Annotated in this window: 24 protein-coding genes; 10 read left to right on the forward strand and 14 right to left on the reverse strand. The window is 71.1% G+C overall.

Features of this window, described 5'->3' with window-relative positions; genetic code table 11:
- Nucleotides 1-5: 5 nt before the first annotated feature.
- From OG352_RS03590 to OG352_RS03635, 10 genes are all read right to left on the reverse strand, one after another.
- Nucleotides 6-581: a hydrogenase maturation protease gene (locus tag OG352_RS03590; protein ID WP_329214224.1), complete on the reverse strand. Its 576-nt coding sequence runs from the start codon at nucleotides 579-581 to the stop codon at nucleotides 6-8.
- The gene (locus OG352_RS03595; protein ID WP_329214226.1) at nucleotides 578-2,044 is read right to left on the reverse strand and encodes a hypothetical protein; all 1,467 of its coding nucleotides are present in this window, start codon (nucleotides 2,042-2,044) and stop codon (nucleotides 578-580) included. Before OG352_RS03595 ends, OG352_RS03590 begins: the two co-directional genes overlap by 4 nt.
- Nucleotides 2,041-2,733, reverse strand: a complete 693-nt coding sequence (locus OG352_RS03600) for a DUF6084 family protein (protein WP_329214228.1) — start codon at nucleotides 2,731-2,733, stop codon at nucleotides 2,041-2,043. The genes OG352_RS03595 and OG352_RS03600 overlap by 4 nt, the downstream gene beginning before the upstream one ends.
- Complete coding sequence (locus OG352_RS03605; RefSeq protein WP_329214230.1) at nucleotides 2,730-3,395, reverse strand: DUF5947 family protein; 666 nt, start codon at nucleotides 3,393-3,395, stop codon at nucleotides 2,730-2,732. The genes OG352_RS03600 and OG352_RS03605 overlap by 4 nt, the downstream gene beginning before the upstream one ends.
- Complete coding sequence (locus OG352_RS03610; protein ID WP_329214232.1) at nucleotides 3,392-3,925, reverse strand: hypothetical protein; 534 nt, start codon at nucleotides 3,923-3,925, stop codon at nucleotides 3,392-3,394. Before OG352_RS03610 ends, OG352_RS03605 begins: the two co-directional genes overlap by 4 nt.
- Nucleotides 3,922-5,706: a nickel-dependent hydrogenase large subunit gene (locus OG352_RS03615; RefSeq protein WP_329214235.1), complete on the reverse strand. Its 1,785-nt coding sequence runs from the start codon at nucleotides 5,704-5,706 to the stop codon at nucleotides 3,922-3,924. The genes OG352_RS03610 and OG352_RS03615 overlap by 4 nt, the downstream gene beginning before the upstream one ends.
- Nucleotides 5,707-5,796: 90 nt before the next feature.
- Nucleotides 5,797-6,870: a hydrogenase expression protein HypE gene (locus OG352_RS03620; protein WP_329214238.1), complete on the reverse strand. Its 1,074-nt coding sequence runs from the start codon at nucleotides 6,868-6,870 to the stop codon at nucleotides 5,797-5,799.
- A gap of 63 nt (nucleotides 6,871-6,933) precedes the next feature.
- Entirely contained in the window at nucleotides 6,934-8,751 is a 1,818-nt protein-coding gene (locus OG352_RS03625; RefSeq protein WP_329223697.1) for a hydrogenase maturation protein, read from the reverse strand.
- Nucleotides 8,752-8,963: 212 nt separating this feature from the next.
- On the reverse strand, nucleotides 8,964-9,221 hold the full coding sequence (locus OG352_RS03630; RefSeq protein ID WP_329214240.1) for a hypothetical protein: 258 nt from the start codon (nucleotides 9,219-9,221) through the stop codon (nucleotides 8,964-8,966).
- Nucleotides 9,208-9,489, reverse strand: a complete 282-nt coding sequence (locus OG352_RS03635; RefSeq protein ID WP_329214242.1) for a DUF6400 family protein — start codon at nucleotides 9,487-9,489, stop codon at nucleotides 9,208-9,210. The genes OG352_RS03630 and OG352_RS03635 overlap by 14 nt, the downstream gene beginning before the upstream one ends.
- Nucleotides 9,490-9,764: 275 nt before the next feature.
- Here OG352_RS03635 and OG352_RS03640 point away from each other — a divergent pair, with 275 nt between their 5' ends.
- From OG352_RS03640 to OG352_RS03655, 4 genes are read left to right on the forward strand one after another with little or no spacing between them, the layout of a single operon-like run.
- Nucleotides 9,765-11,447 carry a phosphorylase family protein gene (locus OG352_RS03640; protein ID WP_329214244.1) on the forward strand — a complete coding sequence of 561 codons (1,683 nt, stop codon included), beginning with the start codon at nucleotides 9,765-9,767 and terminating at the stop codon, nucleotides 11,445-11,447.
- 9 nt (nucleotides 11,448-11,456) lie between these two features.
- Complete coding sequence (locus OG352_RS03645; protein WP_329214246.1) at nucleotides 11,457-14,477, forward strand: DEAD/DEAH box helicase; 3,021 nt, start codon at nucleotides 11,457-11,459, stop codon at nucleotides 14,475-14,477.
- Entirely contained in the window at nucleotides 14,474-15,688 is a 1,215-nt protein-coding gene (locus OG352_RS03650) for a hypothetical protein (RefSeq protein WP_329214248.1), read from the forward strand. The genes OG352_RS03645 and OG352_RS03650 overlap by 4 nt, the downstream gene beginning before the upstream one ends.
- Before the next feature lie 60 nt (nucleotides 15,689-15,748).
- Nucleotides 15,749-15,937, forward strand: a complete 189-nt coding sequence (locus tag OG352_RS03655; protein ID WP_329214250.1) for a hypothetical protein — start codon at nucleotides 15,749-15,751, stop codon at nucleotides 15,935-15,937.
- A 52-nt stretch (nucleotides 15,938-15,989) separates the two neighbouring features.
- Here OG352_RS03655 and OG352_RS03660 read toward each other — a convergent pair whose 3' ends face one another.
- Nucleotides 15,990-16,412 carry a YjbQ family protein gene (locus OG352_RS03660; protein ID WP_329214252.1) on the reverse strand — a complete coding sequence of 141 codons (423 nt, stop codon included), beginning with the start codon at nucleotides 16,410-16,412 and terminating at the stop codon, nucleotides 15,990-15,992.
- A gap of 123 nt (nucleotides 16,413-16,535) precedes the next feature.
- On the opposite strand from OG352_RS03660, the gene OG352_RS03665 reads away from it, so the two are divergent.
- From OG352_RS03665 to OG352_RS03685, 5 genes are all read left to right on the forward strand, one after another.
- The gene (locus OG352_RS03665; RefSeq protein WP_329223698.1) at nucleotides 16,536-16,619 is read left to right on the forward strand and encodes a putative leader peptide; all 84 of its coding nucleotides are present in this window, start codon (nucleotides 16,536-16,538) and stop codon (nucleotides 16,617-16,619) included.
- Between the two features lie 164 nt (nucleotides 16,620-16,783).
- On the forward strand, nucleotides 16,784-17,731 hold the full coding sequence (locus OG352_RS03670) for an ABC transporter permease (protein WP_329214254.1): 948 nt from the start codon (nucleotides 16,784-16,786) through the stop codon (nucleotides 17,729-17,731).
- Nucleotides 17,704-18,654, forward strand: a complete 951-nt coding sequence (locus tag OG352_RS03675; RefSeq protein WP_443072146.1) for an ABC transporter ATP-binding protein — start codon at nucleotides 17,704-17,706, stop codon at nucleotides 18,652-18,654. The genes OG352_RS03670 and OG352_RS03675 overlap by 28 nt, the downstream gene beginning before the upstream one ends.
- Before the next feature lie 174 nt (nucleotides 18,655-18,828).
- The gene (locus OG352_RS03680; RefSeq protein ID WP_329214256.1) at nucleotides 18,829-19,860 is read left to right on the forward strand and encodes an ABC transporter substrate-binding protein; all 1,032 of its coding nucleotides are present in this window, start codon (nucleotides 18,829-18,831) and stop codon (nucleotides 19,858-19,860) included.
- 64 nt (nucleotides 19,861-19,924) lie between these two features.
- Nucleotides 19,925-21,001: an NAD(P)-binding domain-containing protein gene (locus OG352_RS03685; protein WP_329214258.1), complete on the forward strand. Its 1,077-nt coding sequence runs from the start codon at nucleotides 19,925-19,927 to the stop codon at nucleotides 20,999-21,001.
- A gap of 13 nt (nucleotides 21,002-21,014) precedes the next feature.
- Here the strand turns inward: OG352_RS03685 and mltG are convergent, their stop codons facing one another.
- Together mltG and OG352_RS03695 are read right to left on the reverse strand one after the other, a co-directional pair.
- Nucleotides 21,015-21,881 (reverse strand): endolytic transglycosylase MltG, encoded by an 867-nt coding sequence (gene mltG, locus OG352_RS03690; RefSeq protein ID WP_329214260.1) that lies wholly within the window; start codon nucleotides 21,879-21,881, stop codon nucleotides 21,015-21,017.
- 53 nt (nucleotides 21,882-21,934) lie between these two features.
- Nucleotides 21,935-23,737, reverse strand: a complete 1,803-nt coding sequence (locus OG352_RS03695; protein ID WP_329214262.1) for an ABC transporter ATP-binding protein — start codon at nucleotides 23,735-23,737, stop codon at nucleotides 21,935-21,937.
- A gap of 94 nt (nucleotides 23,738-23,831) precedes the next feature.
- On the opposite strand from OG352_RS03695, the gene OG352_RS03700 reads away from it, so the two are divergent.
- Nucleotides 23,832-24,317 (forward strand): MarR family winged helix-turn-helix transcriptional regulator, encoded by a 486-nt coding sequence (locus OG352_RS03700; protein ID WP_329214264.1) that lies wholly within the window; start codon nucleotides 23,832-23,834, stop codon nucleotides 24,315-24,317.
- Nucleotides 24,318-24,395: 78 nt separating this feature from the next.
- On the opposite strand, the gene OG352_RS03705 is transcribed toward OG352_RS03700, so the two are convergent.
- Nucleotides 24,396-25,886: a cation:dicarboxylate symporter family transporter gene (locus OG352_RS03705; RefSeq protein ID WP_329214266.1), complete on the reverse strand. Its 1,491-nt coding sequence runs from the start codon at nucleotides 25,884-25,886 to the stop codon at nucleotides 24,396-24,398.
- Nucleotides 25,887-25,917: the final 31 nt, after the last annotated feature.

The raw sequence follows: 25,917 nt of genomic DNA on the forward strand, positions 1-25,917 counted from the left end.
TCTCCTCATGTCGAAGCCTCAACGGTTGAGGCCTCAGCGGTTGAAGCCTCGACGGTCGAGGCCTGTGCCACGGACGGCTCGCCGTCCCGCAGCAGTTCTTCGATCAGCCGGACGGCCTCCGGTACGGCGTCGGACACCGGCGCGGTCAGACCGATGCCCTCGTCCACCGAGGCCGGTTCGCAGCCGACGACCAGGACGCGGCGTGGTGGTTCGCCGCCGGTGCCGGCGCAGAGGGTGGCCAGCAGCGCCAGGACGGTGTCCGGGGTCATCCGGTGGCCGTCCAGCGCGGGGGCGACCGGCGACGGGCTCTCGCCGCCGACGTCGTGTTCGATCAGGTACAGCGTGCCGGGGGCTTCGCCGCGTGCCGTGGCGTCCACGAGGACGAGGGTGTCGTAGCCGTCCAGGAGCTGGTAGGCGAGGTGGACGCCGCGTACGCCGATGTCCACCACCTCGACGTGTTCCGGCAGTTGCCGTTCGGTCAGCAGGCGCGCGGTCTCCACGCCGAAGCCGTCGTCGCGGAGGAAGATGTTGCCGATGCCCGCCACGAGGGTCCTGGGGCCTGCCGGTGGGGGAAGGTTCATACGTCGTCCTCCAGGTCCTGCGGCAGGTCCTCCAGCGGGGTGACCTCGTCTGGCTGGAAGTACAGGAACCGTCCCTGCTCGCGGCGGATGTCGGCGCCCGGGTCGCCCTCGACCGTGACCGCCAGGTGCACCCCGCCGTCGACGTCGTGCAGCACCGCCTCCACCGTCGCGGTGCGGCCCCGCAGGAAAATGTCCTGGGCGTCGGTGCGCCGCAGGCCCGGGTGCAACTCGACGCGGCTGCCCTTGCCCACCGCCCGGCCGTCCACGACCACCCGGTCCCGTTCCGGGTCGAAGCCCGCGTCGCTCGCGGGGTCCCACCAGGGGGTGTCCGGCCGCTGCACCCCGTACTCGTCGGGGAAGCCGCCGTCCAGGGTGGTGAGGTCCGGGGCGGCGGGGTCCGGGCCGGTCACCTCGCGCAGACTCCGCACCGCCCCGTGCAGGCGCTCCAGCACCTCGGCCGGCATCGAGTCCGCCAGCTCGATCACGGCGGCCGCCCGTTCGTCGGTGCCCCGGGCCTCGCGTTTCTCCTCGTCGGTGAGGGCGGCGGTGCGCAGCGCGAGGATCTCGTCGATCTCGGTGGCGTCGTAGAGCGCGCCGGGGCTCTCCGGTGCGATGGCCGGATGGTCCTCCAGGATGATGGGCGAGGACAGGACGAGGTCGGCGCGGCCGGGTTCGCCGGCGAGTACGGGCCACGTGTGCAGGTTGCGGCAGGCGGCGACCGCGCCCTTCGCCCACTCGGGGGGATCGGTCATCGACAGGAACGATCCGGCGCTGAGGGCCATGAGGAGGTGGGTGGCCACCAGGGCGCGCGGCAGCGCCGCGTCCCGGGCGGCGGCGCGGCCCTCGGGCGGTGTCCAGTCGCTGGTGTTCTCGACGACGGCGGTCAGCCGCATGGCCCGGTAGGGGCCGTCGAGTTCGCGGGCGGACAGCCGGACCGTGCCGCTGATCTCCTCGCACCGCCGGACCAGTCGGCCGACGGTGCGGCCGGCCGCGTCCAGGACCGGTTCGGTGTCCTCGCGGGCGGGGCGCCGGAAGGCATGGGTGACGCCGTCGCCGAGGAGCTCGTCCACCGCCGCGACCACCTCGACCCGCTCCTCGCCGCCCTCGTCCCAGGGCACCAACACCCGGTCGTCGAGGCGGAGTTCAGCGACCGTGTCGAAGCCGCCGTCCGGGCGGGCCCGCTGCACCGTGCGCCGTCGGGCGTGCAGGAAGCGCACCTCGACCGAGAGGGTCGCGCCCGCCTTCGGTTCCATCAGGCACTCGGTGTGCTGGAAGTCGTACTCCTCGCACTCGGCGCCCCAGCCGGGCGGCACGAGCACCCCGAACTGCCAGCGCAGCCGGTTCTTGGCCGCCGAGGCACGGTACGGGTAGAGCACATAGCCCTCGAAGAGGACGGCGTCGGCCACCTGCCGGGCGAGGGCGAACCGCTCCTCCGTCTCGGAGGCGAACGCGGTCACGGTCACGGATCGGTCCTTCCGGTGGTGGCGGTGAGAGCGGTGAGGGCGCGCAGCGGGTCGTGCGCGGGCGGGTCGGCGCCGTCCAGCAGCGCCTGGACGGTCGACTCCCAGGAGGCCAGGGCATGCCGGGAGCGGTAGGCGAGGAGGGCGTCCATGGCGTCGCGCGGCAGCCGGATCCAGCCGCAGCCGGGGAAGTGCTGCTCGACCATCTCCCGCCAGGTGGCGACCGGCATCCGGAAGGCCGCCTCCCGGTCCCACGGGACCGGCTCGACCTGGAAGCCGCCGTCTCCGGTGAACGCCGTACCGGAGAAGAGCATCAGCAGCGGGACCTCACCGCCGGTGAGGGCGGTGAGGTAGCGGGTCGCGGCGACGTCCATGTCGTAGGTGCAGGGCACGACGACGTCGGCTTCGATCTCTCCGGTGAAGCTCGGGACCATGACCGAGACCTGGGCGAACTGCACCGGCTGGAGCGTGCTGCCCCAGCGTGAGCGCTCGCCGAAGAGGTCTGCCAGGCCGCCGGCCTCGGCGGACTCGTAGCCGCGGCGGGCCGGTTCGATGCGGATCTGGCAGCGCAGCGCGAGGGCGTGCACGCGTGCGTTGCCGGCGGCGGTGACGCGCAGCCGGAAGACGAGGGTCGGTCCGGCGGCGTACCGGTCGGCGCGGACGCCGGTACAGGCGAAGGAGAACTCCGTCACGGCCGCACCGCCTCGTCCGGCGCGTGGCGCGCCCCGCCCACGGGCCGGGCGCGGCGTGAGACGTCCGCGAAGAACGCGTCCAGCGCGGCGCGGGCCTCGGCTCCGCCGTCGAAGCCCTGCCACAACAGGCGCATGCGGCCGACGAGTTCGTAGCAGATGTCGATCGGTACGAGGTGGCACTCGCAGTGGCCGTCGGTGCGGCGCAGCAGCAGCGCCTCCACGTCGGGTTCGAGGAGTTCGGCGAGGGGGCTGCCGCCGAGGACGTCCGTCCAGGTGGCCGGTTCGAGTTCGCTCTCGGTGGCTCCGGCCGGGCTGGGGTAGAGGGCGACCAGCCGGTCGAGGGCCGCGTTGCGGAAGAGGAAGGCGACGCCGACCGGGATCTGCAACGCGTCCCACGCGCTGTCGTCGAGGCGGTGTCCGGGGTCGGTGAGGTAGCGGGCGGGGACCGTGCGGAAGCGGCCCGCGGCGGCGCCCGGCTGTGCCATCAGCAGCGCGCAGGGGGTGCAGGCGCAGACGAGGGCGCGTTTCTCGGTGTCGACCAGGTGGCGGTGGTCGTCCTCGGCCACCGCCACCGCGCACAGTTCGCACCGTTCGGGCTGCGGCGGACGCTCGGTGAGGAACCTCCGCAGGCCGGACGGGCGCGTCGCCGGGGACGCCGTCATCGGGCCCCCGCCGGTGCCGTGCCGATCTGGAGGAGCGTGGGCCCGGCGGGCGCGGTCTGTACGTCGACGGCCCTGACCTCCGGTGCGAAGCAGGCGAGCGCCGTCTCCGCGGCCTGTCGGGCATCCGCGCCGGAGCCGCACCCGCAGCCGCCGCTCGACGGGGCCCGCAGCTTCAGGGTGCCGCTGTCCTCGTCGAAGTCCACGACGTCCAGGGCGTGTTCGCGGACGCTGTCGAGGGCGCGGGCGATGCGGGTGTCGCGGTCCTCGGGGTGCAGGTCGTGCAGGACGAGGAGGCTCGCGACCAGGTTGTCGCCGAGCAGTCCCGCCAGGGGGTCGCCCGCGGCGGAGGACTGGAGCTGGAGGATGCGGGCCAGGCCGGCGCCGTAGAAGTCCATGAGGGACCGGACGAGTTCCTCGGCCGCCGCGGCGGCGGCCAGGTCGCCGCTCGCGGTCAGCCGGTCGAGCACCTCCTCGACCCGGCGTCCGGTCTGCTCCGCGTTCACCGGCGCCGCCGCCGTCGGCGCGCTCATCCGCCCAGTCCGCTCAGGCCGGTGGGCACGTGCATGGACTTCACGGTCTTGCCGCCGCCGACGTACATGTGGACGCCGCAGGGCAGACAGGGGTCGAAGCTGCGGACGGCGCGCATGATGTCGATGCCCTTGAAGTTCTCCGGGGTGTTCTCCTCGAAGATGGGCGTGTTCTGCACGGCGTCCTCGTACGGGCCCGGGGTGCCGAAGGTGTCCCTGGTGCTGGCGTTCCAGGGGGTGGGCGGGTACGGGTGGTAGTTGGCGATCTTGCCGTCGCGGATCACCATGTGGTGGGAGAGGACGCCGCGGACCGCCTCGGTGAAGCCAACGCCGAGCCCCTCGTCCGGGACCTCGAACTTCTCCCAGGTCTGGGTGCGTCCGGCGCGGACCTCCTCGAGGCCCTTCTCCGCGAAGTGCAGGGCGATGGCGGCGGTGTAGGCCTGGAAGTAGGTGCGCGCGCGGTTGCGTTCCAGCGCGTTGGACCACTTCGGGATCTTCCACTCGAAGCTGGTCTCCGGCTTGGTCATCGTGCGGGGCAGGTTGATGACCACGCTGTGGCCGGTGGCCTTCACGTACCCGGTGTCGACGAGTCCGGACAGGGCCGTCGACCAGAGGCGGGCGATGGGGCCGCCGCCGGTGTCCAGGGCGAGGTGGTCCTTGCCGTCGAACCAGCGCGGGGACATGACCCAGCTGTACTTGTCGTCGAAGTTCCGCTTCTGCGGGGCCGGGATGGTGTGCTGGTTCCACGGGTGGCGCGGGTCCACCGGGTTGCCGAGCGGGTCGTGGGTGACGAACTGCTCCAGGCCCTGCCAGTCCTCGTAGTAGGAGCTGCCCAGCAGGATGCGGATGCCGAGGTTGATCTCGGTGAGGTCGTTGGTGACGAGCTTGCCGTCGACGACGATGCCGGGCGTGACGAACATGCGCCGGCCCCAGTCCGTCATGTTGGCGTAGGTGAAGTCGCAGTACTCGGGGTCGTTGAGCGCGCCCCAGCAGCCGAGCAGGACACGCCGGCGGCCGACTTCCTCGTAGCCGGGCAGCGCCTCGTAGAAGAAGTCGAAGAGGTCGTCGTGCAGGGGCACGACGCGCTTCATGAACTCCACGTAGCGCATCAGGCGGCTGAGGTAGTCCGTGAAGAGCTGCACGGAGGCGATGGTGCCGACGCCGCCCGGGTAGAGCGTGGAGGGGTGCACATGGCGGCCCTCCATCAGGCAGAACATCTCGCGCGTGTAGCGGCTGACCTGGAGGGCCTCGCGGTAGAACTCGCCCTCCAGAGGGTTGAGCGAGCGCATGATGTCGGCGATCGTGCGGTAGCCGTGCTCGGCGGCGTGCGGGGCCTCGGTGCGCTCGGCGAGTTCGAGGACGCCGGGGTTGGTCTCCTTGACCATCTTCTCGCAGTAGTCGACCCCGACCAGGTTCTCCTGGAAGATGTTGTGGTCGAACATGTACTCCGCGGACTCGCCGAGGTTGATGATCCACTCGGCGAGGTGCGGGGGCTTCACGCCGTACGCCATGTTCTGCGCGTACACCGAGCAGGTGGCGTGGTTGTCCCCGCAGATCCCGCAGATGCGGCTGGTGATGAAGTGGGCGTCGCGGGGGTCCTTGCCGCGCATGAAGACGCTGTAGCCGCGGAAGACCGACGACGTGCTGTAGCACTCCGCGACCCGCTTCTGCTTGAAGTCGATCTTCGTGTGGATGCCCAGGCTGCCCACGATCCGGGTGATCGGGTCCCAGGCCATCTCCACCAGGCCGCTGCCGTCGCCGGCCGCTTTCGTCTTCGGTGCCATCTGTGTGCCGTGCCCTTCGTTGCGCGGGAGGTTCGTGGGGGGGGTGCACGAAGCGGGGAGCGGATTGCTCGCGTCACTCGCGGCGGACGCTCACCAGGGGGGCCGGTAGCCGGTGGTGATCTTCTCTCCGGTGCGGCGCCACCTGGGCTCCTTGTCCACCGTCTTCGCCGTGATCGAGCGCAGCTTGCGGACCACGGCTCCGTAGGCGCCGCTGGCCGTGCTGGAGAGCTTGGCGCCGGGCGGCTCGTCCATGAACGGCATGAACTTGTCGGGGAACCCGGGCATGGTGCAGGCGATGCAGATGCCGCCGACGTTCGGGCAGCCGCCGATCCCGTTCATCCAGCCGCGCTTGGGCACGTTGCACTTGACGACCGGACCCCAGCAGCCCAGCTTGACCAGGCACTTCGGCGAGTCGTACGACAGCGCGAACTCACCCTGCTCGTAGTAGCCGGCGCGGTCGCAGCCCTCGTGGACGGTGGCCCCGAACAGCCAGGTGGGACGCAGTTTGTCGTCCAGCGGGATCATCGGGGCGGAACCGGCCGCCTGGTAGAGCAGGTAGGTGAGCGTCTCGGAGAAGTTGTCGGGCTGGATCGGACAGCCCGGGACGCACACGATCGGGATGCCGGCGTGGGACTTCCAGTCCCAGCCGAGGTAGTCGGGCACGCCCATCGCGCCGGTCGGGTTGCCCGCCATGGCGTGGATGCCGCCGTAGGTGGCGCAGGTGCCGATGGCGACGACCGCCAGCGCCTTCGGGGCGAGCCGGTCGATCCACTCGCTGGTGGTGATCGGCTGGCCGGTCTCCGGGTCGTCGCCGAAGCCGCACCAGTAGCCCTCGGGCTTGATCGCCTCGTTGGGGACGGAGCCCTCGACGACCAGGACGAACGGGTCGATCTCGCCCCGCTCCCCCTTGAAGAACCACTCGATGAACGTGTCCGCGCCGCCGACCGGACCGCACTCGAAGTCGATGAGCGGCCAGTGGACGGCGATCTTCGGCAGACCCGGCAGCACACCGAGCACGATCTCCTCGATGCTCGGCTGCATGGCCGCCGTCAGTGCGACCGAGTCGCCGTCGCAGCTCAGCCCCGCGTTGATCCAGAGAATGTGGATCGTGGGTGTCTCGTCGGCGGGCGCAGCGCCGACCGTCTTCGCCGTCGCCTCAGTCATGGGACCGCCTCCTGGGGAGGTAAGGGATGAAGGTCTGCATTTCGACCCTCGACTTTCTTCGTATCAGCCCATCGGCCGTGACGAGATGCCATCGAGGGCCATTCCGGTGACACCGGCGGCAGAGGGGTCCGGACCGGTTTGCGCAACCGCTGCCGGAACGAGGTGCGGCGGGGTGCACGCCGGCCGCTCCTTGTGGACGAAGGAACGGCGCAGCGCGTGGTACGGGGCGTCCGGGTCGTCGAAGGTCCGCCGCATCCGGGCCAGCTCCCGCTCACGGAAGCCGGCCAGCGGGGTCGTGCTCTCCAGCCGGTCCAGCTCCGTCTTCTTCGCGGTGATCCGGGACGCCGTCGCCGGAAGGGACGCGAGCCGCGCCGCCAGGCCGCCGACCTCCCGCGCGAACGCGTCGGGACCACGGTCGACCACCCGGTCGACGAGCCCGAGACGCAGTGCGCTCGCCGAGCTGACCGGCAGCGCCTCGCCCATGAGGCGTTCGGCCGTCGCGGCTCCCACCCTGCGCGGCAGGGTGTGCGTCCAGTACTCCGAGCCGTACAGGCCCATCAGACGGTAGTGCGGGTTCAGGACGGCGCCCGAGCGGCACCACACCTCGTCGGCGGCCAGGGCGAGCAGCACCCCGCCCGCCGCGGCGTTGCCCGCGACCGCCGAGACCACCAGCCGGTCCGTCGTCGTCAGGACCGCCTCGACCAGATCGTCGATGGCGTTGATGTTCGCCCAGGACTCGGCGGCCGGGTCGGCGGCGGCCTCGATGACGTTGAGGTGGATCCCGTTGGAGAAGAAGTCCCGTTCGCCGCCCAGCACCAGCACCGAGGTGGGCCGCGCGCACGCTTCCCGGTAGGCGTCCAGCAGACGCCGGCACTGCTCCGTGCTCATGGCGCCGCCGGGGAAGGAGAACGAGAGGTGGCCGACGTTCCCGTCCTCCCGGTAGCGGATGTCCGTCCAGGTGGGGTGGCGCACCTCGGACAACAGGGGCAGGGCGTCCTCGGGCAGCGGCGGCAGCCGGTCGCCCAGGGCCCGTACGGCGGGCAGTTTGAACGTGGGCGGCTGCCCGGCCCCCCGCCGGGGCCGCAGCTCGGGGATCCACACGGCGCCGTCCCTGGTGGCCCGGCAGACCGCCCCGGCCCGGGTCGCCAGCAGTTCGCCCGGGCGGCCGCGCAGCACGCTCTCGGGATGACCGCCGTGCAGATACCACTCGCCGCCGAGCAGCGTGTCCAGCACACCGGGCTGCGAGTCCGCCGCCCTCAGCTTGCGCAGTACGGTCCGGGTGGAGTCCTCGGCCCAGTCGATCCGCCGGACGCTCTGGTCGAGATACGGGCGGGTGCGCAGGCGGGCGTCGTCCGCGTACGGCACGTCCCGCTTGCCCGGAACATCTTGCTCGCGTGGTACATCCTGCTTGCGCGGGACATAGGTCCCCCCGGCGAAGCGCTCCACCGCGAGCAGGACGGCCTCGATCGCGGCGTCGGCGATCTCGCCCCGGTACAGCTCGCTCTTGGGCACCTCGGGAATCCGGCACGGGACGCAGGCCCACACGTCACCGGCGTCCATCTCCCCGTCGGCCTGCAGGACGGTGACGCCCCACTGGTCGACGCCCTCGTGGATCGCCCAGTCCAGGGAGGACGGTCCGCGGTCGCCCACGGGCCCCGGATGGACGACGAGGCACGGGTAAGCCGTCCACACCTCCTCGGGAATCGCCGACTTCAGCATCGGCGCCACGACGAGCTGCGGTGCGTGCCGCCGCACGGCGTCCGGCAACGAGCCGCCCGGCAGGGCGAGTTCCACCGCCACACGGTGGCCGCGGTCGCGCAGCTCGGCGTGGGCGCGCTGGGTGAGGCTGTTGAACGCGCTGGCTAGGAGCAGGATGTGCACGGCTGCCTCCGGGCGGGCGAACGGCAGGCAGGGATGACCGCCGACGGCGATCCTCGGCCACGGCGGACCGCCGTCCCCGACGACAGACGGCGAGGTCACCCGAAATCATCTGAAAGCGGGCACAGATCCGCCATCCGGCCTCACCGGCCCCACCAGCCCACGCCCGCGGCGGCACCGACGGCCCGGCTCACCGCGTCAGCCGCCGTGCGTGATCACCGTCGCCGCAGGCCGCTGGTGATGCGCTCCCACGGGGTGCGGGTGGCACCGAAATGGGTCTCGTGGGTCCAGATGTGGGTGCACGACCGGCACTGCAGGTGGAGCAGGCTGCCGACGTTGGAGAGCAGGTAGCGCCAGTGCTCGGAGCAGGTGCGGCCCTGCTCGCAGGTGGCGCACCCGCGGCGGTCGTCGCAGTTCGGGCAGGCCACCCAGGCACGCCGCCCGACGTCGGCCTGCGGGTCAAGCGGCAGCATGGCCGTCCCCTCTCCGCGGCAGCACGCCGGCCGAGACCAGCTCGTCGTACACGCGCTGCTGCTCCGCGCTGAGGCCGGAGTACAGCAGCTCGTACGCCGCTTCCTCGCCGCGCAGTGCGGCGATGGGGTCCCAGTCGGAGCCGAGAGCGTCCAGGACGTGGGCGCGCCGGAGCATTTCGTGTGCGCTCAGGTCGACGGCGAAGTCGACCGTCGGGCGGGCGCCAGGCTGATCCGGTTCGCCGGGGAGAGCACGGCCATCGGGGGACATAGGACCGAACGTAGGTAAGCGTTCCCGGCCCACACAAGAGCAGGTGGGAGAAGTCACAGCAGGCCCGCGCCCCGAGGGCACCCTGCGGCGGTCCTCACCTTGGCCGTCTGTCGGTCCGAGGAAGGCCGACCGTCGCAGTGGCTGCCGGGCTAGGGTGATCCTTCATGCCACCTCAGGGTGCCGGGCGGATTCGCCGGGGGAGCCGTGGGGTCGAGTCGCAGATCCCGTGAAGGTGAGGGGTTCCGTTGGGGGGAGCGAGGAGTCGGCGGCACACCGTGGTCGTGCTCACCGCGTTACAGGTGGAGTACGAGGCGGTGCACCGGCACCTGAAGGACGTCCGCGAGGTCGAGTTACCGCAAGGCACCCTCCTCGACGTCGGCCGGATACCCGGCCTCGACTGGCAGGTGGCGCTGGCCGAGACGGGGCCCACCAACACCCGTGCCGCGCTCGTCGCACAGTCCGCGATCGAGCATTTCGACGCCGAGGCGGTGTTCTTCGTCGGCGTCGCCGGTGCCCTCAAGGACGATGTTCACCTCGGTGACGTCGTCGTCGCCAGAAAGATCTACGGCTATCACGGCGGCCGGGAGAGCGTGGACGGGTTCAGCGCTCGGCCCGACGTCTGGGAATCGGCGTACGACATCGACCAGTTGGTGCGCTCCGCCCGCCGCAACGAGCCATGGGCCTTCCTCGCCCCGCAGCAGCAGCCGGCCGCGCTGCCCCGGGTGCATTTCGAACCGATCGCCTCGGGCGATGTGCTGATCGGCTCCCGCGGCTCCGAGACGGCTCGACGGATCCGCAGTCACTACAACGACGCGGTGGCCGTCGACATGGAGAGCCACGGCGTCGCCCACGCCGCCAGGATGCACCGCTCGGTGCGGATGCTCTCCGTCCGCGGCATCAGCGACTCCGCCGGCCCGGACAAGGCCGTGTCCGACGCCGCAGGCTCCCAGCGGACGGCGTCGCGGCACGCCGCCGCCTTCGCGCTGCGGGTCCTGCGCGACCTACGGCCCACGCGGCGGCCGTCCCGGGAGCAGTCCGAGCGGCCCGCGGTCGTCGTGGTGTCCGGACCCGAACGCGGCCTGGGCCCCGTGGCCTGGAACAGCCGGCCCGTCGTCAGGGTCGAGGAGCAGGAGTACCTGCTGTACGAAGGTCCCGGAGACCTCCTTCACGAGTCGCGCGACGGCGACGTGGTACGGCGCCAGGCGGTGGCACGTGTGGCGTCCGACCGGGACTCCCGCGGCTCCTACGTCTGGCTGCGCCAGGTCGAACGGGAGCAGTCCGGGTCCGGCTCGGCCTTCGACCCCCTGGCCGCGCTCGAAGAGGAGGCCAGGTTGTGCCGCGCCTTCCGCGGCCCCGGGATCGTGCAACTGACCCGCCGCGGGAACACCGCCACCCTCGCCCTGACCTGGCCGGCCGACCCGAAGCTCGGCAGCCCCCTGGAGACCCTGCACGAACTGCTGCCCGAGCCTCCCTCGCGGCCCGACCCGCTGCGGCTGCGGTCGATCGTGAAAGGGCTCACCGAAGTGGCCGAAGTCCTGGATGGACTGCACAGCCAGGGGTTCTCGCACCGGGCGCTCCGGCCGACCGCGATCGTCATGCACCGGCCGCGCATGGTGCTGCGCGACTTCGGCCTCGCCGCCGTCGCACCACGCCAGGGCGAGAACGCCGGGCCCTACCAGGCCCCGGAGCAGCGACACGGCTCTGTCGGCCGTCCCGGACCCGCCACCGACGTCTACCAGTTGGGCGCGCTGCTGCACCATGCGCTGACCGGCCGGCCACCCGTTCCCGGGCTGCCCGCCTACCGCGCTTCGCCCTCCGTACCGACCGGCCTGGCCCACGCGGTCACCGGTGCGCTACGGCAGGACCCGGCCGGGCGCCCAGGCGTCCGTACGCTCCGCCTCGCCTTGCTCGCAGCGGTCCGCGAGCTGTCCGCCGTCCCGCCTCTACCCCGGCGCTGAGGATCACCGATGCCTTTCACCACTGTCGCCTTACGCGCTCCGCTGGTGCTCGTCCCGGGAATCGGGCTGGACGAGCAGCTCCGCACGAAGGCAGGGTCCAGCGCCGGGCTGCCGCCCGACGTCCCCCAGATCGTCCACGACCTGAACCAGCTCGACCGCGGCGCCGCCGTGCGCCTCGACCCGGGTAACAGCCAGTACAAACCGTCCTTGCTGGTGTACACGCGTACGTACCGGCTACGCCTCGAGGCGACGAAGCGAGGCACGGGCTACCTCGTCAAGCACATCGACCCGCTGCGCTTCGCAGACCGTGCTCACCTTGCCCGGTCCTGTCTCCTGGTGCGCCCGCCCGCCTGGAAGATGGTGCTCGAGCTGAGGGCGGTGCCCGAGGGCTCGGAGGCCCAGTGGCAGGTTCTCCAACAGGCCTGGCAGAGTCTCGGCCAGGTGCCTGCGCAGCAGGGAGGGGCCTCCTCCGTCAGCGAAAGCCAGTCGGAGTTCCTCGACACCGTGGACCGGCTGATCGACGCGGCCGAGGAGATCACCACCAGGGAGGATCGCAAGGCCGCGCCCTTCCCTTATCAGCGCCTGACAGCCACCGGCGGCAAGCGCCGCAGCAGCACTCCGCAGTCGGCCTACGAATTCCAGCTCGTCGGACCCGAGTTGCCGCCGCTGGGCGCCTTCGTCCGGATCCAGGGTGACACGGCGACCCGCGGCAAGGTGAGGCGTGCCTCGGGGCAGTCCGTCACCGTCCGCTTCGATGAGCCCGTGTCGTGGGAACGGCTGCCCGCCCGCGGCGCCCTGGAACTCATACCCAGCACGGTGGTCTTCAGCAAACAGCGGCAGGCGGTAGCGCGTCTGCGCGCGCGGGACACGCAGAACCCGGGCCTGCTCCCGGCGCTGGTCGAGCACCAGGTGCGCACCATCCCGGCCACGGCCGCGCAGCCGCATGAGGGCCTCGACCCCGAGCAACTCGCCGCCTTCCGCAAGGCGTTGACCACGGAAGACCTCCTTGTGGTACTCGGCCCGCCCGGTACCGGCAAGACCCGGACCATCACCGAGATCGCCCACACGACCGCGCTCACGGCCGCCGGCGACAGCGGCCGGGTCCTCGTCACCTCCCACACCAATCGCGCCGTGGACAACGTGCTCGCCCGCCTGCCCCGGGATCTCGTGGTGATCCGGGTCGGAGACGAGAGCAAGGTCCACGCCGATGTGAAGCCGCTGCTCCTGGAGGAACAGTCGGAGAACCTTGCCGAGGGAATCCGGCACACCATGGTCCTGCGCGAACAGGCCTACCGGGAGGCGGAGGCCGCCGCGCCGTGGACGGCGGAACTCGCCGCCCTGCTCCACCGGGTCGACGACCTCGCCCGGAACGAGAAGGCCGCGGCCCAGCGTCTCGACAACGCGATCCGAGCGGCCACCGCACCGGCCCGGGAACGGCTTGCGGCACTCCGAAGCGAGGAGAACGAGCGGGAGTCGGCGCGGCTGCGGCTCACCGAACGGGCGGCTCGGCTCCAGTCGAAGGTGCGGTCCGGGCGGCAGCGTTCCGACGCTTGGCTGACCGGCTGGCTGCACCGCTCCAGGGCCCGCCGCGGAGAAGAGGAACTCACCGCGGTGGGGCACGAGATTCAGCGGCTCGAGGCACTGGGCCCTGAGCTGCGCCGGCAGGCCGAAGCGGCCGGCGCCGAGGCGGACCGCGCGAAACGGGAGGACCCCGCCGTCAGCGCGGACCTGGCTGCCCGTCAGGCAGCAGGGCGTCAGCTCGGCAAGGGCCTTCAGTCCGCCTACGAGGCCGCCGACATGGCGGTCCACGCGCTCGGCGCGGCCGTGCCGGGCGTGTCGGCACCCACGCGGCTGTCGGACCCGGCCGATGCGGCAGGCGCCCTGCACACTCTGCACCGGCAGTTGGAAGCGTGGCTGCCGCTTGTCTCCGAACGCCGGAAACTCACCCGGCAGTGGCAGGCCGCCATCGCCCAGGACCCGGGCCAGCTGGTGCCCGAACTCGTCCGCTATGCCCAGGTGGTCGGCGCCACCTGTATCGGGGCCGCTTCCTGTGCCGAACTGTCCGGAGTCGACTTCGACTTGGGGATTCTCGACGAGGCCGGCCAGATCGGCGTCCCGGACGCGCTGGTGCCGTTGACCCGGGTCCGCCGGGGTGTCCTGGTCGGCGACGACCGGCAGCTGCCGCCCTTCCTCGACTCCGAGGTGGCCGAATGGGCCCAGGGCGCCGGCGACCCCAGACTGCTCCGGTTGACGTCACACAGCGCCTTGGAGCTGCTGCGGGCCGGGCTGCCGTCCTCCCACATCGTCCAGTTGACCCGACAGCGCCGGATGCCGGCCGAGATCGCCGACTTCATCTCGGCCTCCTTCTACCGGGGAGAACTGCTCACAGAGAAGGAACACCGGCACACCGACCCGATGTTCGCGAGCCCGATGGCCTTCGTCGACACCGCCGCGCTGCCCGATCGCCAACGTCACGAGACGGGCGGACGGCGTGCCGAGAGCCGAGGCCGTAAAGGCGTCTTCAACACCTGTGAGGCGCGTCTCCTGGCCCGCCTCGCCGCCTTCTACCACCGGCGGGGTTCCGAGTGGGTGGTGATCGTCCCCTACCTTGCGCAGCGCCTGGAGGTCGTGCGGCACCTCACCCCCTTGATCGGCGACTCACAGCTCGCCGACGCCTCGGTCGGCAGCGTCGACTCCTACCAGGGCGGAGAGCGCGAGGTCGTCCTGTACGGCTTCACGCGCAGCAACCCCGAGGGCCGGATCGGCTTCCTCAAGGAGCTGCGGCGCGCCAATGTCGCCTTCACCCGCGCCAAGAGCCAGTTGGTGCTGACGGGCGATCTGAGCACCCTGCTCCGCGCGGACGACCCCGGATTCCGCGCTCTGGCCGACGATCTTCACCGGCATCTGCTCGACCGCGGCGACCTGTGGGACTACCAGGACGTCATGGCGGCGCTCGACGAAGCACTCGACGACACCGCCCCGAGCCTGGACGAAGAAGCCGGCCCGTCCCCGGAAGGAGGCCGACCGTGACGACAGCGCCGCGCCTGATGCCGTTCCCCGAGGAACGGGTCCTGGAGGATGCCGCCTTCGGCCAGGGCATCGTGCCCACCCGGCTCCACGCCCTGCTGCTGCCCGTCTGGCAGGTGGAGATCCGTGCCGACATCACCGAGGGCGAGGACTTCTTCCTCATCGACCGCTTCCTGGAGCGCGGGCTGCGCCACGGCGCCTTGCACACCGTCGACGAACTGTCCACGTTCTTCGCCCTGGACCGTGCCCTGGTCGCTCAGGCCGTTCGCGTCCTGACCGCGATCGGCCATGTGCAGGAGTCCGCGGGTCGTCTCTCCTTGACACCGCTGGGGCAGCGCTCCGTGGACGACGACGTCCGCTACGTGATCACCCGTCAAGATCGCCGCAGGCTGTACTTCGAGGCTCTGAGCTGCACCCCGCTGACACGGGTCCACTACGACGAAGAGGTCGTGACCCCGTTGTCCGGCGACGAACTGGACAGGGCACTGCGGAGCGACCGCTACCCCCGTTTCACCCCGATCCACGTGACCTCCGGCTTCGACCGCGCGGCCCTCGACCGCCTCACGAGCCGCACGGACCGGGCCCGGTTCAATCTGCCCGTCGCCCTCGACGCGCTGGAGAGCCTGAACGAGGAGATCGTCTTCCTTCCGGTCTATCTGGTGCGCGGCAAGGCGGGGCTCCTGGTCTACGGCCAGGCGGGGGCGGGCGCCACCCATGACCCGGAGCTCAGCGAACTCTGCACCCGTACGCCAGAGGTGATCAGCGCACTCGACGACGGGACCACGGCCGAGGAGGCGGACGAGCGGGTCCTGCGGGCCGCCCGTAAGTGGCTCCGCGAGCAGCAACTCGACTCGGTCGCTCCGGAGAAGGACGACGACGGCACCTGGTCGGTCTCCCTGCCCGCCACCGCCTTCGGCGAGAAAGGGCTCCCGGCGTCCCGCATCGGCACCTACCGCATGGCAGGCAGTGGCTTCTTCCGCTTGTGGTGCCCGGACGACAGCCTGCGCAAGCGCGCCCTGCTGGACCGCCTGGACCAGCGCCTCGGGTCTCGACGGCAGGTCACCCGGCAGGAGGTGGAGGAACTCATCGCTCGCCTGGCCCGCCAACTGCGTCTGGAGATCCCCGATCTGTCCCGGCTCCGCGGCGGCGCCAGGAAGACCGGCCTCAGCGGCCTCGAGGCCCAATTGGCCCGACTGGAGAACGAACAACAGTGATCACCGCTTCCAAGGGGGAAAGAGCACGTTGCCTCGTCGCCCGCGAACTGGGCGTCCATCTTGGCGCGCAGCTCGTGCACGTTGAGGCAGGGCCTGCGGCTGCACTACCCGGACGGCGGCATCGAGCACGTCGGTCCGCGGCTGCGGCGCGACGTACACGACGACATCGCCCAAAGCCTGGAGCGGGACTGGCCGCCCTACATCCAGGGCCTCATCGACGACGGCGCCTTCCATACCCGGACCCGGTGAGTCCGGTGGACCCGGTGAATCCGAGATTTCGCGCCCCTCAGGATGATCTTGCTCAGCCCAGGAAGCTCAGTCGAACCTGACGGTTGGGATTGTCCTTGTTGGTGTCCACCAGGCACACCGACTGCCAGGTCCCCAGTTCCAGCCTGCCGTGCAGGACCGGCAGGGTCGCGTGGGGTGGGACGAAGGCCGGGAGGACGTGGTCGCGGCCGTGGCCGGGGCTGCCGTGGCGGTGCTGCCAGCGGTCGTCGGCGGGGAGGAGCGTGTGCAGGGCGGCGAGGAGGTCGTCGTCGCTGCCGGAGCCCGTCTCGATGACCGCGATGCCGGCCGTGGCGTGCGGGACGAAGACGTTGAGGAGGCCGTCGCGACCGGCGGCCACTTCACGGAGGAACGCCTCGCAGTCCCCGGTGAGATCGACGACTCGCTCCCGGGAACCGGACGCCACGTGCAGAACTCGGGTGGTGAACGCATCTGACATGCCCCCATCCTGACCCATACGCCGCGTTCCGCACCCACCCGACCGCCCGCACCGTGATACCAGGGGTCCGATCCGCGAGACGCCCGTTGACCGTGGGCATGGAGGCTGACTACGTTCAGCCGCATGTTGCGTTCAGCCCTGCTCACCACGCGCGGTCACATCGACCTGCTGCGGGTGGCCTCTGCCGCGTGTTGTCGCGGCCGCTGACGCCCTTTCGGCTTCTAGCCTCACCTTTCGCACCACCCTTCCTCACTCCCGCCTTCGCCCGCCCTGCCCGCGCGCCCGGTCACCCCTGAACCGACCGTGACGCGGCGGTGCCGAGGTGCGCCCGCCCGTACTCGCAGGCCGCCGTTCCTCTCCGTGGAGCCCCGATGAGCATCAGTCACGCCCCACCCGAAGCTTCTGAGCCGGATATTTCTCCTATATCCGCCCAGCTCCAGTACCAGTCCGTCGCCGAGCGGCCCGACATCGACGCCAAGGGCGAGGGCGAGGGCGACGGTGAGGCCGAGGCCGACCTTGACCTCGTTCCCCTCGTCCCCCGTTCCTCCCGTCGCGCCCGCGTCCCCCGCTGGCTCCGCAGGACCACCGGCCCGGTCCTGCTTCTCCTCCTGTGGCAACTCCTCAGCGCCACAGGCGTGTTGACCTCCGACGTCCTCGCCTCACCCGGGCGCATCGCCCAGGTCGCCGGTGATCTCGTCTCCGACGGCTCCCTGTCCTCGGCCATGGGCACCTCGCTCCAGCGCGTGGCCGGGGGGCTGCTCCTGGGCACCGTCATCGGCACCGGACTCGCCCTGGTGTCCGGGCTGTTCCGGATCGGCGAGGATCTCGTCGACGCCCCGGTGCAGATGTTGCGGACCGTGCCGTTCGTCGGCCTCATCCCGCTGTTCATCATCTGGTTCGGCATCGGCGAGACCCCGAAGATCGCCATCATCACGCTCGGGGTGACCTTCCCGCTCTACCTCAACGTCTATGCCGGGATCCGGGGCGTGGACGCGCAGTTGATCGAGGCCGGGGAGTCGCTCGGGCTGTCGCGCCGGGGCCTGGTACGGCATGTGATCCTGCCGGGCGCGCTGCCCGGCGCGCTGACCGGCCTGCGCTATTCGCTCGGTATCGCCTGGCTCGCGCTGGTCTTCGCCGAGCAGATCAACGCCGACTCCGGCATCGGCTCCCTGATGGTGCAGGCGCGGGACTTCCTGCGCACCGACGTCATCGTGGTCTGCCTCATCGTCTACGCCTTCCTCGGCCTGCTCGCCGACTTCATCGTCCGTTCCCTCGAAAGGCTGCTGCTGCAATGGCGACCGACGTTCACCGGCCGGTGAGCCCCCAGGCGGAGCGGACGTCCCACCCGTCCCCGGCCTCCGAGTCCTCCCCGATATCTCCGACGACCGCGACCACTGCGCCGAACGCGACGACTTCGACGACTTCGACGACAGTGTCCCCAGCGCCCGCGCCCGACGCCTCCCCGGTGGCCCGAGCAGCCCGCGCGACCCACGCGCCACTGGCGACCCGCGCGCCGCTGACGCCCCCCGCCCCGCTGGCGGTCCGCGTCGAAGGGCTGACGCGCTCCTTCGACGGCCGCGCCGTCATCGACGACCTCCGACTCGACATCCGGCCGGGCGAGTTCGTGGCCCTGCTGGGCCGCAGCGGCTGCGGCAAGTCGACTCTGCTGCGCATCCTCGCCGGGCTCGACCGCGACATCGAGGGCACGGTGCTGGTGCCGCGCCGCAAGGCCGTCGCCTTCCAGTCGCCGCGGCTGATGCCGTGGAAGAAGGTGTGGCGCAACGTGCTCCTCGGGCTGCCGGGCCGACCCGAACGCCCCGTCGCCGACAAGGCCCTGGCCGAGGTGGGGCTCGGGCACCGCTCCGACGCCTGGCCGAAGACTCTCTCCGGCGGCGAGGCCCAGCGCGCCTCCCTGGCCCGGGCCCTGGTACGCGAACCCGATCTGCTGCTGCTCGACGAGCCGTTCGGCGCGCTCGACGCGCTCACCCGCATCAAAGCCCAGCAACTGGTGGGCGAGTTGTGGCAGCGCCGCGGCTGCGCCGTGCTGCTCGTCACGCACGACGTCGAGGAGGCGGTGCTGCTCGCCGACCGGGTCCTGGTGATGGACGACGGGATCATCGCGCACGAGCAGGAGATCGGCCTCGACCGCCCCCGCGACATCGCCGACCCCCGGTTCGCGGAACTACGTGCCGGCCTGCTGCGCCGCCTAGGCGTGAACCCCACGGCCACCGAAGCCACCTGACGCTCCATCAGTACCACCCGTCCCGTCTCCCGTCCCCCCTCCCCCGCACCATCCGCTCCGCTCTCTCACCCCATCACTCCCAACGCCCCTCCACCCTCTACTCCCCCTCTGCTCACCCTCGCCTCACACGATCTCTCACGCCCTCATCTGGCGCTTCCCTCAGAACGGACTCCCATGCGACGACGCCTCGCCCCCGCCGCCCTGCTGCTCCCCCTCGCCCTCCTGCTCACCGCCTGCGGCGGGAACTCGTCCGCCAGCACGGGCATCGGCGGCGGTGCCGACACGGACGGCAAGGGCTCTCTCACACTCAACGTCGGAGACCAGAAGGGTGGTTCCGAAGCCATCCTGCGAGCTGCCGGGGAGCTGAAGAATCTCGACTACAAGATCAAGTGGTCCACCTTCACCTCCGGACCGCCGCTACTGGAGGCGGTCAACGCCGGCGCTGTCGACGTCGGCGGCGTCGGCAACACGCCGCCCGTCTTCGCGGCCGGGGCCGGTTCGAAGATCACGGTCGTGTCCGCCTTCCACGGCACGTCCAAGGGCGACGCCGTCCTCGTGCCGAACGACTCCAAGCTGACGAAGCCCGAGCAGCTCAAGGGCAGGTCGGTTGCCGTGGCGCAGGGCTCCTCCGCGCACTACCAACTGGTGGCCTCCCTCAAGGCGGCCGGGCTGAGTCTGAGCGACGTGAAGGTCAAGTACCTCCAACCGGCCGACGCGCTCGCCGCGTTCACCTCGGGCAAGGTCGACGCATGGGCGGTGTGGGACCCGTACACGTCGCAGGTGCTCCAGGCGAAGCAGGGCCGGGTGCTGACCACCGGCGACGGCGTCACCAACGGGCTCACCTTCCAGGTGGCCGCGCCCTCCGTGCTGAAGGACACGAAGAAGGCCGCCGCCGTCAAGGACTACCTTGACCGGCTGCGGCGCGCCACGACCTGGGTGCACGACCACCAGGAGGAGTCGGCCAAGGTGTGGGCGAAGGACACCGGACTGCCGTACGAGGTGGCGTCGGCCGCGGTGAAGCAGACCTACGCCTCCCGGATCCCGGTCGCGGTCGACAAGCCGCTGATCGCCTCCGAGCAGCGGATCGCCGACACGTTCACGGAGCTGAAGCTCATCCCCGGCAAGGTGGACTTCGGCGCCTTCGTGGACCCGCGCTACAACGGCGACCTGCCGCCCCCCACCACTCCCGCGCGCGTGTCCTCGTAATCACAGCCGACAGGACAGCCGCCGCCCCGGGAAGATCCACGCCCGTCGTTCCGTTGGTAGAGGCGTGAACAACTTGCGTGAGGTCGAGGTGGTCGTCATAGGTGCCGGCCAGGCAGGTCTGGCCGGCGCCTATCACCTGCGGCGCACCGGTTTCGAGCCGGAGCGCGACTTCGTGGTGCTCGACCACGCCCCCGCCCCGGGCGGCGCCTGGCAGTTCCGGTGGCCGTCGCTGACGTACGGCAAGGTGCACGGGATGCACGCGCTGCCGGGCATGGAGCTGACGGGAGCGGATCCGGCCCGGCCGTCGTCCGAGGTCGTCGCCGAGTACTTCGACGCCTACGAGCGCAAGTTCGACCTGCGCGTACGGCGGCCGGTCGACGTGACGGCCGTACGGGAGGGGGCCGGGGGGCGGCTGCTCGTCGAGACGTCGGACGGTACGTGGTCCGCGCGGGCCGTGATCAACGCCACCGGCACCTGGGACCGGCCTTTCTGGCCGCGCTATCGCGGGCAGGAGGCTTTCCGTGGACGGCAGTTGCACACCGCGCAGTACCCGGGCCCCGAGGCGTTCGCCGGGCTGCGGGTGGTCGTGGTGGGCGGCGGTGCGTCCGGCACGCAGCACCTGCTGGAGATCGCGCCGTACGCGGCCGGCACCACGTGGGTGACGCGGCGGCCTCCCGTCTTCCGCGAGGGGCCCTTCGACGAAGGCGTGGGCCGTGCGGCGGTCGCGCTCGTGGAGGAGCGGGTGCGGCAGGGGCTGCCGCCGAAGAGCGTGGTGTCCGTGACGGGTCTGCCGCTCAACGACGCGATCCGGCAGGGGCTGGCCGACGGGGTGCTGGACCGGCTGCCCATGTTCGACCGGATCACTCCGGACGGCGTGGCGTGGGCCGACGGGCGGCGGGTGGACGCCGACGTCGTCCTCTGGGCGACCGGTTTCCGGGCCGCCATCGACCATCTCGCGCCGCTGCGGCTGCGGGAGCCGGGCGGCGGGATCCGGATCGAGGGCACGCGTGCGGTCGCCGATCCGCGCATCCACCTCGTCGGCTACGGGCCGTCGGCCAGCACCATCGGCGCGAACCGGGCCGGACGCGCGGCCGTACGGGACGTCAGGCGGCTGCTCGCGGAAGAGTCGGTCGCCGCCTGATGCCCCCGCCAGGTCACTTCGCCGCCGCCGACGTGCTCTTCGGGGCCTTCTGGTTCCGGTTGAACTCGGCGACGTTGCGCTGATGCTCCGCGTAGTTCGCCGTGAAGCGGGTGTCACCGGGCTTGACGGTGACGAAGTACAGCCAGTCGCCCGGGGCGGGGCTGATCGCGGCGCGCATCGCCTCCTCGCCTGGGTTGTCGATGGGCGTCGGCGGCAGACCCATGCGCTGGTAGGAGTTGTAGGGGCTCTCGATGCGGGTGTCGTTCTCCGTCGTCCTCAGTGTGGAGCGGTGCATCGCGTAGTTGATGGTGGAGTCCATCTGCAACGGCATCCCGCGCTCCAGCCGGTTGAACACGACCCGGGCCACCTTGCCCATGTCCGCCTTGGTGGCGGCCTCGGCCTGGACGAGGCTGGCGACGGTGACCGCCTGATAGACGTTCATGGCGTTGCGCTGGGCGCCTGCCGCGATGGGCGCCCCGTTGAACCTCTTGTTCGCCGTGTCGACCATGTACGACAGCAGCGTCTGCGGGGTCGCCTTCTTGTGCAGCGGATAAGTCGCCGGGAAGAGGTAGCCCTCCGGGTTGCCGTCGGCGTCGTTCGGCAGTTTCAGACCGGCTTTCGGCAACGTCTTGGCGGTGGTGCCGGTCGGCAGGGCGAGCGCCTTGTCGACGGCCTCGTAGATCTGGCTCGCGCGCCAGCCCTCCGGGATGACCAGGGCCGTCGGCTTCGGCTCCTCCTTCTTCGGGCTCTCCAGGCGCTCCAGGCTCAGCAGCGGCACCGCCACGGCGGTGCCGGCCACGACGGCTCCGGTCGCGATGAGGACGAGACGGCCCCGGCGCGTCAGTCGAATCGTGCTCCGTGGCGGAGTGTTCATCTGCATGCGGGCACGGTAACCCTCATATCGTCACAAACCCGACATCGCTTGCCATACTTTCATCTTGTCGGCTCCAGGCGGGCGTCTCGTCGCACCAGGGCCGCATAGCGCCCGTTCCGCTCCAACAGGTCGTCGTGCGTGCCCCGTTCGGCCACCTGCCCGGATTCGAGGACGACGATCTGGTCGGCACCCCGAATGGTGGACAGCCGATGGGCGATGGTGAGGGTGGTGCGGTTGGCCGAGAGCGCGTCGATGGCCTCCTGGACGGCCCGTTCCGTACGGGTGTCCAGGGCGCTGGTCGCCTCGTCGAGGATCAGCACCGGCGGGTCGCGCAGGATGGTGCGGGCGATCGCCAGCCGCTGCTTCTCACCTCCGGAGAACCGGTGGCCGCGCTCGCCGACGACCGTGTCGTACCCGTCGGGCAGGCCGGCTATGTGGTCGTGGATCTGCGCCGCCCGCGCCGCCGCGTGCAGTTCCTCGTCGGTGGCGTCCGGCTTGGCGAAGCGCAGGTTGTCGGCGACCGTGGCGTGGAAGAGGTACGTCTCCTGCGAGACGACGCCGACCGCGCGGGCCAGGGTGTCGAAGTCGAGGTCGCGGACGTCGACACCGTCGAGGGTGACCCGGCCGCCCGTCACGTCGTACAGGCGCGGCACCAGGTAGCCCAGCGTGGACTTGCCGGCGCCGGTCGGGCCGACCACGGCGAGGCTGCCGCCGGCGGCGACGGTGACGTCGATGCCGTCGAGGACGGGCCCGCCCTTGCCGTCGTACCGGAAGGCGACGCCCTCGAAGCGGACCTCGCCCTTGATCTGGTCGAGGTGGACCGGGTCGGCGCGCTCGGTGATGTCGATGGGGAGGTCGAGGTACTCGAAGATGCGCTGGAAGAGCGCGAGGGAGGTCTGTATCTGCACCCCCGTCGACAGGAGGCCGACGGCGGGGCGGAACAGGCCCTGCTGGAGCGAGACGAAGGCGACGATGGTGCCGAGGGAGACGTCGGGGCCGCCGAACTGGAGGGCCATGCCCGCGGCCCAGTAGATGACGGCCGGCATGGCGGACATGACGATCCCGATCACGGCCATCCGCCAGCGGCCGGCCATGTTCGCCCGCACCTCGAGGTCGACGAGTTGCTCGGACTCCTCGGAGAAGGACCGGGTGAGGGAGTCGGAGCGGCCCATCGTGCGGCCGAGCAGGATGCCGCTGACCGACAGCGACTCGGTGACCGTGGCGGCCATCTCGGCCATCTGCTTCTGGCGCTGGGTGGTGATTTTCTTGCGTTCGTTGCCCACGCGGCGGCTGATCCACACGAAGACCGGCAGCAGGAGCAGCGAGACCACGGTCAGCCGCCAGTCGAGGGCGACCATCGCGATGATCGTGGCGACCACGCTGGTGAAGTTGGAGACCAGGGAGGTGGCGGTGGAGGTGACGGTGGCCTGCATGCCGCCGATGTCGTTGGCGATGCGGGACTGCACCTCGCCGGTACGCGTGCGCGTGAAGAAGGCGAGGGACATGCGCTGCAGGCGGCCGTAGACGGCCGTGCGCAGGTCGTGCATGACGCGCTGGCCGACCGTGGTGGAGATCAGCGTCTGCAGGACGCCGAAGACGCCGCCGAGGACGGCGCTGAGGATCATACCGAGGGCGAGGAGGCTCAGCAGGCCGGTGCGCCCCTCGGGGATCGCGACGTCCAGCGTCTCCTTCAGCAGGAACGGGGTGGCCACCGTGACCAGCGACGAGGCGGCGACCAACAGGCCGACGACCGCGAGCCGGGCGCGGTAGGGCTTGAAGAGCGTGAGGATGCGGCGCACCTGCCGGGGCTGGTCGGTCGAGGTGCCGGACGAGGGGGTCCAATCGATGTGGTCGCGGGGCATGGCTCCTACGGAGGGTGAGACAGTGAGGACTTGACGGAGCATAGCTCATTGTTACCTATACTCACAATGAACGGCGTCCTGATATTGTTCCCACATGACCACCCCAGATTCCGACGGACTGCTCGCCGAGCAACTGCTGCGACTCACCCGCCGGGTACACCGCATCCAGAAGCGTCATCTGGAGCAGCGCGGGCTGGGCGTCACCCCGGCCCAGGCCCGGCTGCTGCGTACCCTGGCGCACTGCGACTCACCACCGCGCATGGCCGACCTCGCCGAGCGGCTGGAGGTGGTGCCCCGGGCCGTGACGACCCTGGTCGACGGGTTGGAGGCGAGTGGCAAGGTCCGTCGGATGCCCGATCCCACCAACCGGCGGGTGATCCGGATCGAGCTCACGGAGGACGGCGGCAAGGCCCTGCGGGAGCTGCGCGGCGCGCGGCTGTCCGCCGCGCAGGAGATCCTGGACCCGCTGACGGACCTGGAACGCGGGGTGCTCAGCGGGTTGCTGGACGCGCTGGTGGACGGAACCCCGGAGCGGGAGCAGGGGCAGGAGCGGAAGGCAGGGCAAGGGCGGGTCTGCTGAACGACGTGGGAACGGGCCGTGGCCGCCCCTCCGTACTGCTGGAGGGGCGGCCACGGCCCGTTGCGTTGTCGCCGTCCGTCAACTCGCCTCGGGGGCGGTCTCCTTGGTGAGCTGGGCGGGAACCGCAGCCCGGCCCCCGGCCGCTTCCGGGCTCTCGGCGCCTTCCGGCTGCCCGGCGCCCTCCGGCTTCACGGACCCCTCGGGCTTGGCAAGGTCCTCGGGCTTGGCGGGGCTTTCCGGCTCGGCGGGGCTTTCCGGTTCCTCCTCCGTCGCGGCGACGTCCTCGCCGTTCAGGACCTTCTTGGCCCGCTCCAGGTCCAGCGCGCCCTCCCAGCGGGAGACGGCGAAGACCGCGACGCAGTTGCCGAGGAGGTTGGTGACGACGCGCATCGAGTCCATGATGCGGTCCACGCCCAGCAGCAGCGCGACGGCTCCGGCCGGGATGGCCCCCAGCGAGGAGGCGGTCGCGGACAGCGCGAGGAAGGCCGAGCCGGGGATGCCGGCCATGCCCTTGCTGGTGAGCATGAGCACCAGGATCACGGTGATCTGCTGGCCCAGGCTGAGGTCGACGCCGACCGCCTGGGCGATGAACAGGGTGCCGATGGACAGGTACAGCGAGGCGCCGTCCAGGTTGAAGGAGTACCCCGTCGGCAGCACCAGGCCCACGGCGTCGTCGCGGGCGCCGGCCTTGCGCAGCTTCTGCATCACGCGCGGCATGACGGCCTCGGTGGAGGCGGTGCCGAGCGCGAGCAGCACCTCCTCGCGGATGTAGCGCAGGAACTTCCACAGGCTCAGTCCGGTGACCAGCTTCAGGGCGACGGCGAGCAGCGCGATGAACAGGGCCGCGGCCGCGTAGCACAGGATGATCAGCTTGCCGTAGGTCTCGATCACGCCGAGCCCGTAGTTGCCGATCAGGACGGCCATCGCGCCGAACACCGCGATCGGCGCCAGCCGCATGACGAAGCCGACGATCGCAAAGATGATCTCCTGGGCCTGCTCGATGGCGGGCAGCACCTTCGGCACCTTGGTGTGGCCGAGGTGCAGCAGTGCGGCGCCCACCAGGCAGGCCAGGATGAGCACCTGGAGCAGGGAGTTCTCCGCGAAGGCGCCGATGAAACTGGTGGGCAGCGCGTTCACGATGAACTCGGTCGTCGAGGGCAGCGAACCGCCGCCCGTCTTCGCGTCGACCGCCGAGGTGTCGAGCGTGGACGGGTCGACGTTCATCCCCGAGCCGGGGTGGACGAGGTTGGCGGCGACGAGTCCGATGAGCAGGGCGAGCGTGCTCGCGATCTCGAACCAGATCAGCGCCTTGAGCCCGATCCGGCCGAACGCCTTCAGGTCACCGGCCTTGGCGATGCCGACGACGACCACACAGAACACCAGGGGCGAGATGATCGTCTTGATGAGCCGGGTGAACCCGTCACCGAGCGGCTGGAGATCCGTGGCCACGTCGGGCCACAGTTTTCCGACGAGGATGCCGAGGACGAGCGCGCAGGCGACCTGCGCGAAGAGTGAGGTACGCAGTATGCGTGCGACGCGTCGCGGCAGGGACGGGGCGGACGGCGGCACGGGCACTCCTTGGGGGACGGGTGGGACACAG

The organism is Streptomyces sp. NBC_01485 (genome assembly GCF_036227125.1).
Classification (GTDB): domain Bacteria; phylum Actinomycetota; class Actinomycetes; order Streptomycetales; family Streptomycetaceae; genus Streptomyces.

Bases quoted from the DNA above. Each gene is read 5' to 3' on its own strand.
- OG352_RS03590 (WP_329214224.1), bottom strand. From the start codon at position 581: ATGAACCTTCCCCCACCGGCAGGCCCCAGGACCCTCGTGGCGGGCATC.
- OG352_RS03605 (WP_329214230.1), bottom strand. From the start codon at position 3,395: ATGACGGCGTCCCCGGCGACGCGCCCGTCCGGCCTGCGGAGGTTCCTC.
- OG352_RS03610 (WP_329214232.1), bottom strand. From the start codon at position 3,925: ATGAGCGCGCCGACGGCGGCGGCGCCGGTGAACGCGGAGCAGACCGGA.
- OG352_RS03615 (WP_329214235.1), bottom strand. From the start codon at position 5,706: ATGGCACCGAAGACGAAAGCGGCCGGCGACGGCAGCGGCCTGGTGGAG.
- OG352_RS03620 (WP_329214238.1), bottom strand. From the start codon at position 6,870: ATGACTGAGGCGACGGCGAAGACGGTCGGCGCTGCGCCCGCCGACGAG.
- OG352_RS03630 (WP_329214240.1), bottom strand. From the start codon at position 9,221: ATGCTGCCGCTTGACCCGCAGGCCGACGTCGGGCGGCGTGCCTGGGTG.
- OG352_RS03635 (WP_329214242.1), bottom strand. From the start codon at position 9,489: ATGTCCCCCGATGGCCGTGCTCTCCCCGGCGAACCGGATCAGCCTGGC.
- OG352_RS03645 (WP_329214246.1), top strand. From the start codon at position 11,457: ATGCCTTTCACCACTGTCGCCTTACGCGCTCCGCTGGTGCTCGTCCCG.
- OG352_RS03660 (WP_329214252.1), bottom strand. From the start codon at position 16,412: ATGTCAGATGCGTTCACCACCCGAGTTCTGCACGTGGCGTCCGGTTCC.
- OG352_RS03665 (WP_329223698.1), top strand. From the start codon at position 16,536: ATGTTGCGTTCAGCCCTGCTCACCACGCGCGGTCACATCGACCTGCTG.
- OG352_RS03670 (WP_329214254.1), top strand. From the start codon at position 16,784: ATGAGCATCAGTCACGCCCCACCCGAAGCTTCTGAGCCGGATATTTCT.
- OG352_RS03675 (WP_443072146.1), top strand. From the start codon at position 17,704: ATGGCGACCGACGTTCACCGGCCGGTGAGCCCCCAGGCGGAGCGGACG.
- OG352_RS03680 (WP_329214256.1), top strand. From the start codon at position 18,829: ATGCGACGACGCCTCGCCCCCGCCGCCCTGCTGCTCCCCCTCGCCCTC.
- mltG (WP_329214260.1), bottom strand. From the start codon at position 21,881: ATGCAGATGAACACTCCGCCACGGAGCACGATTCGACTGACGCGCCGG.
- OG352_RS03695 (WP_329214262.1), bottom strand. From the start codon at position 23,737: ATGCCCCGCGACCACATCGATTGGACCCCCTCGTCCGGCACCTCGACC.
- OG352_RS03700 (WP_329214264.1), top strand. From the start codon at position 23,832: ATGACCACCCCAGATTCCGACGGACTGCTCGCCGAGCAACTGCTGCGA.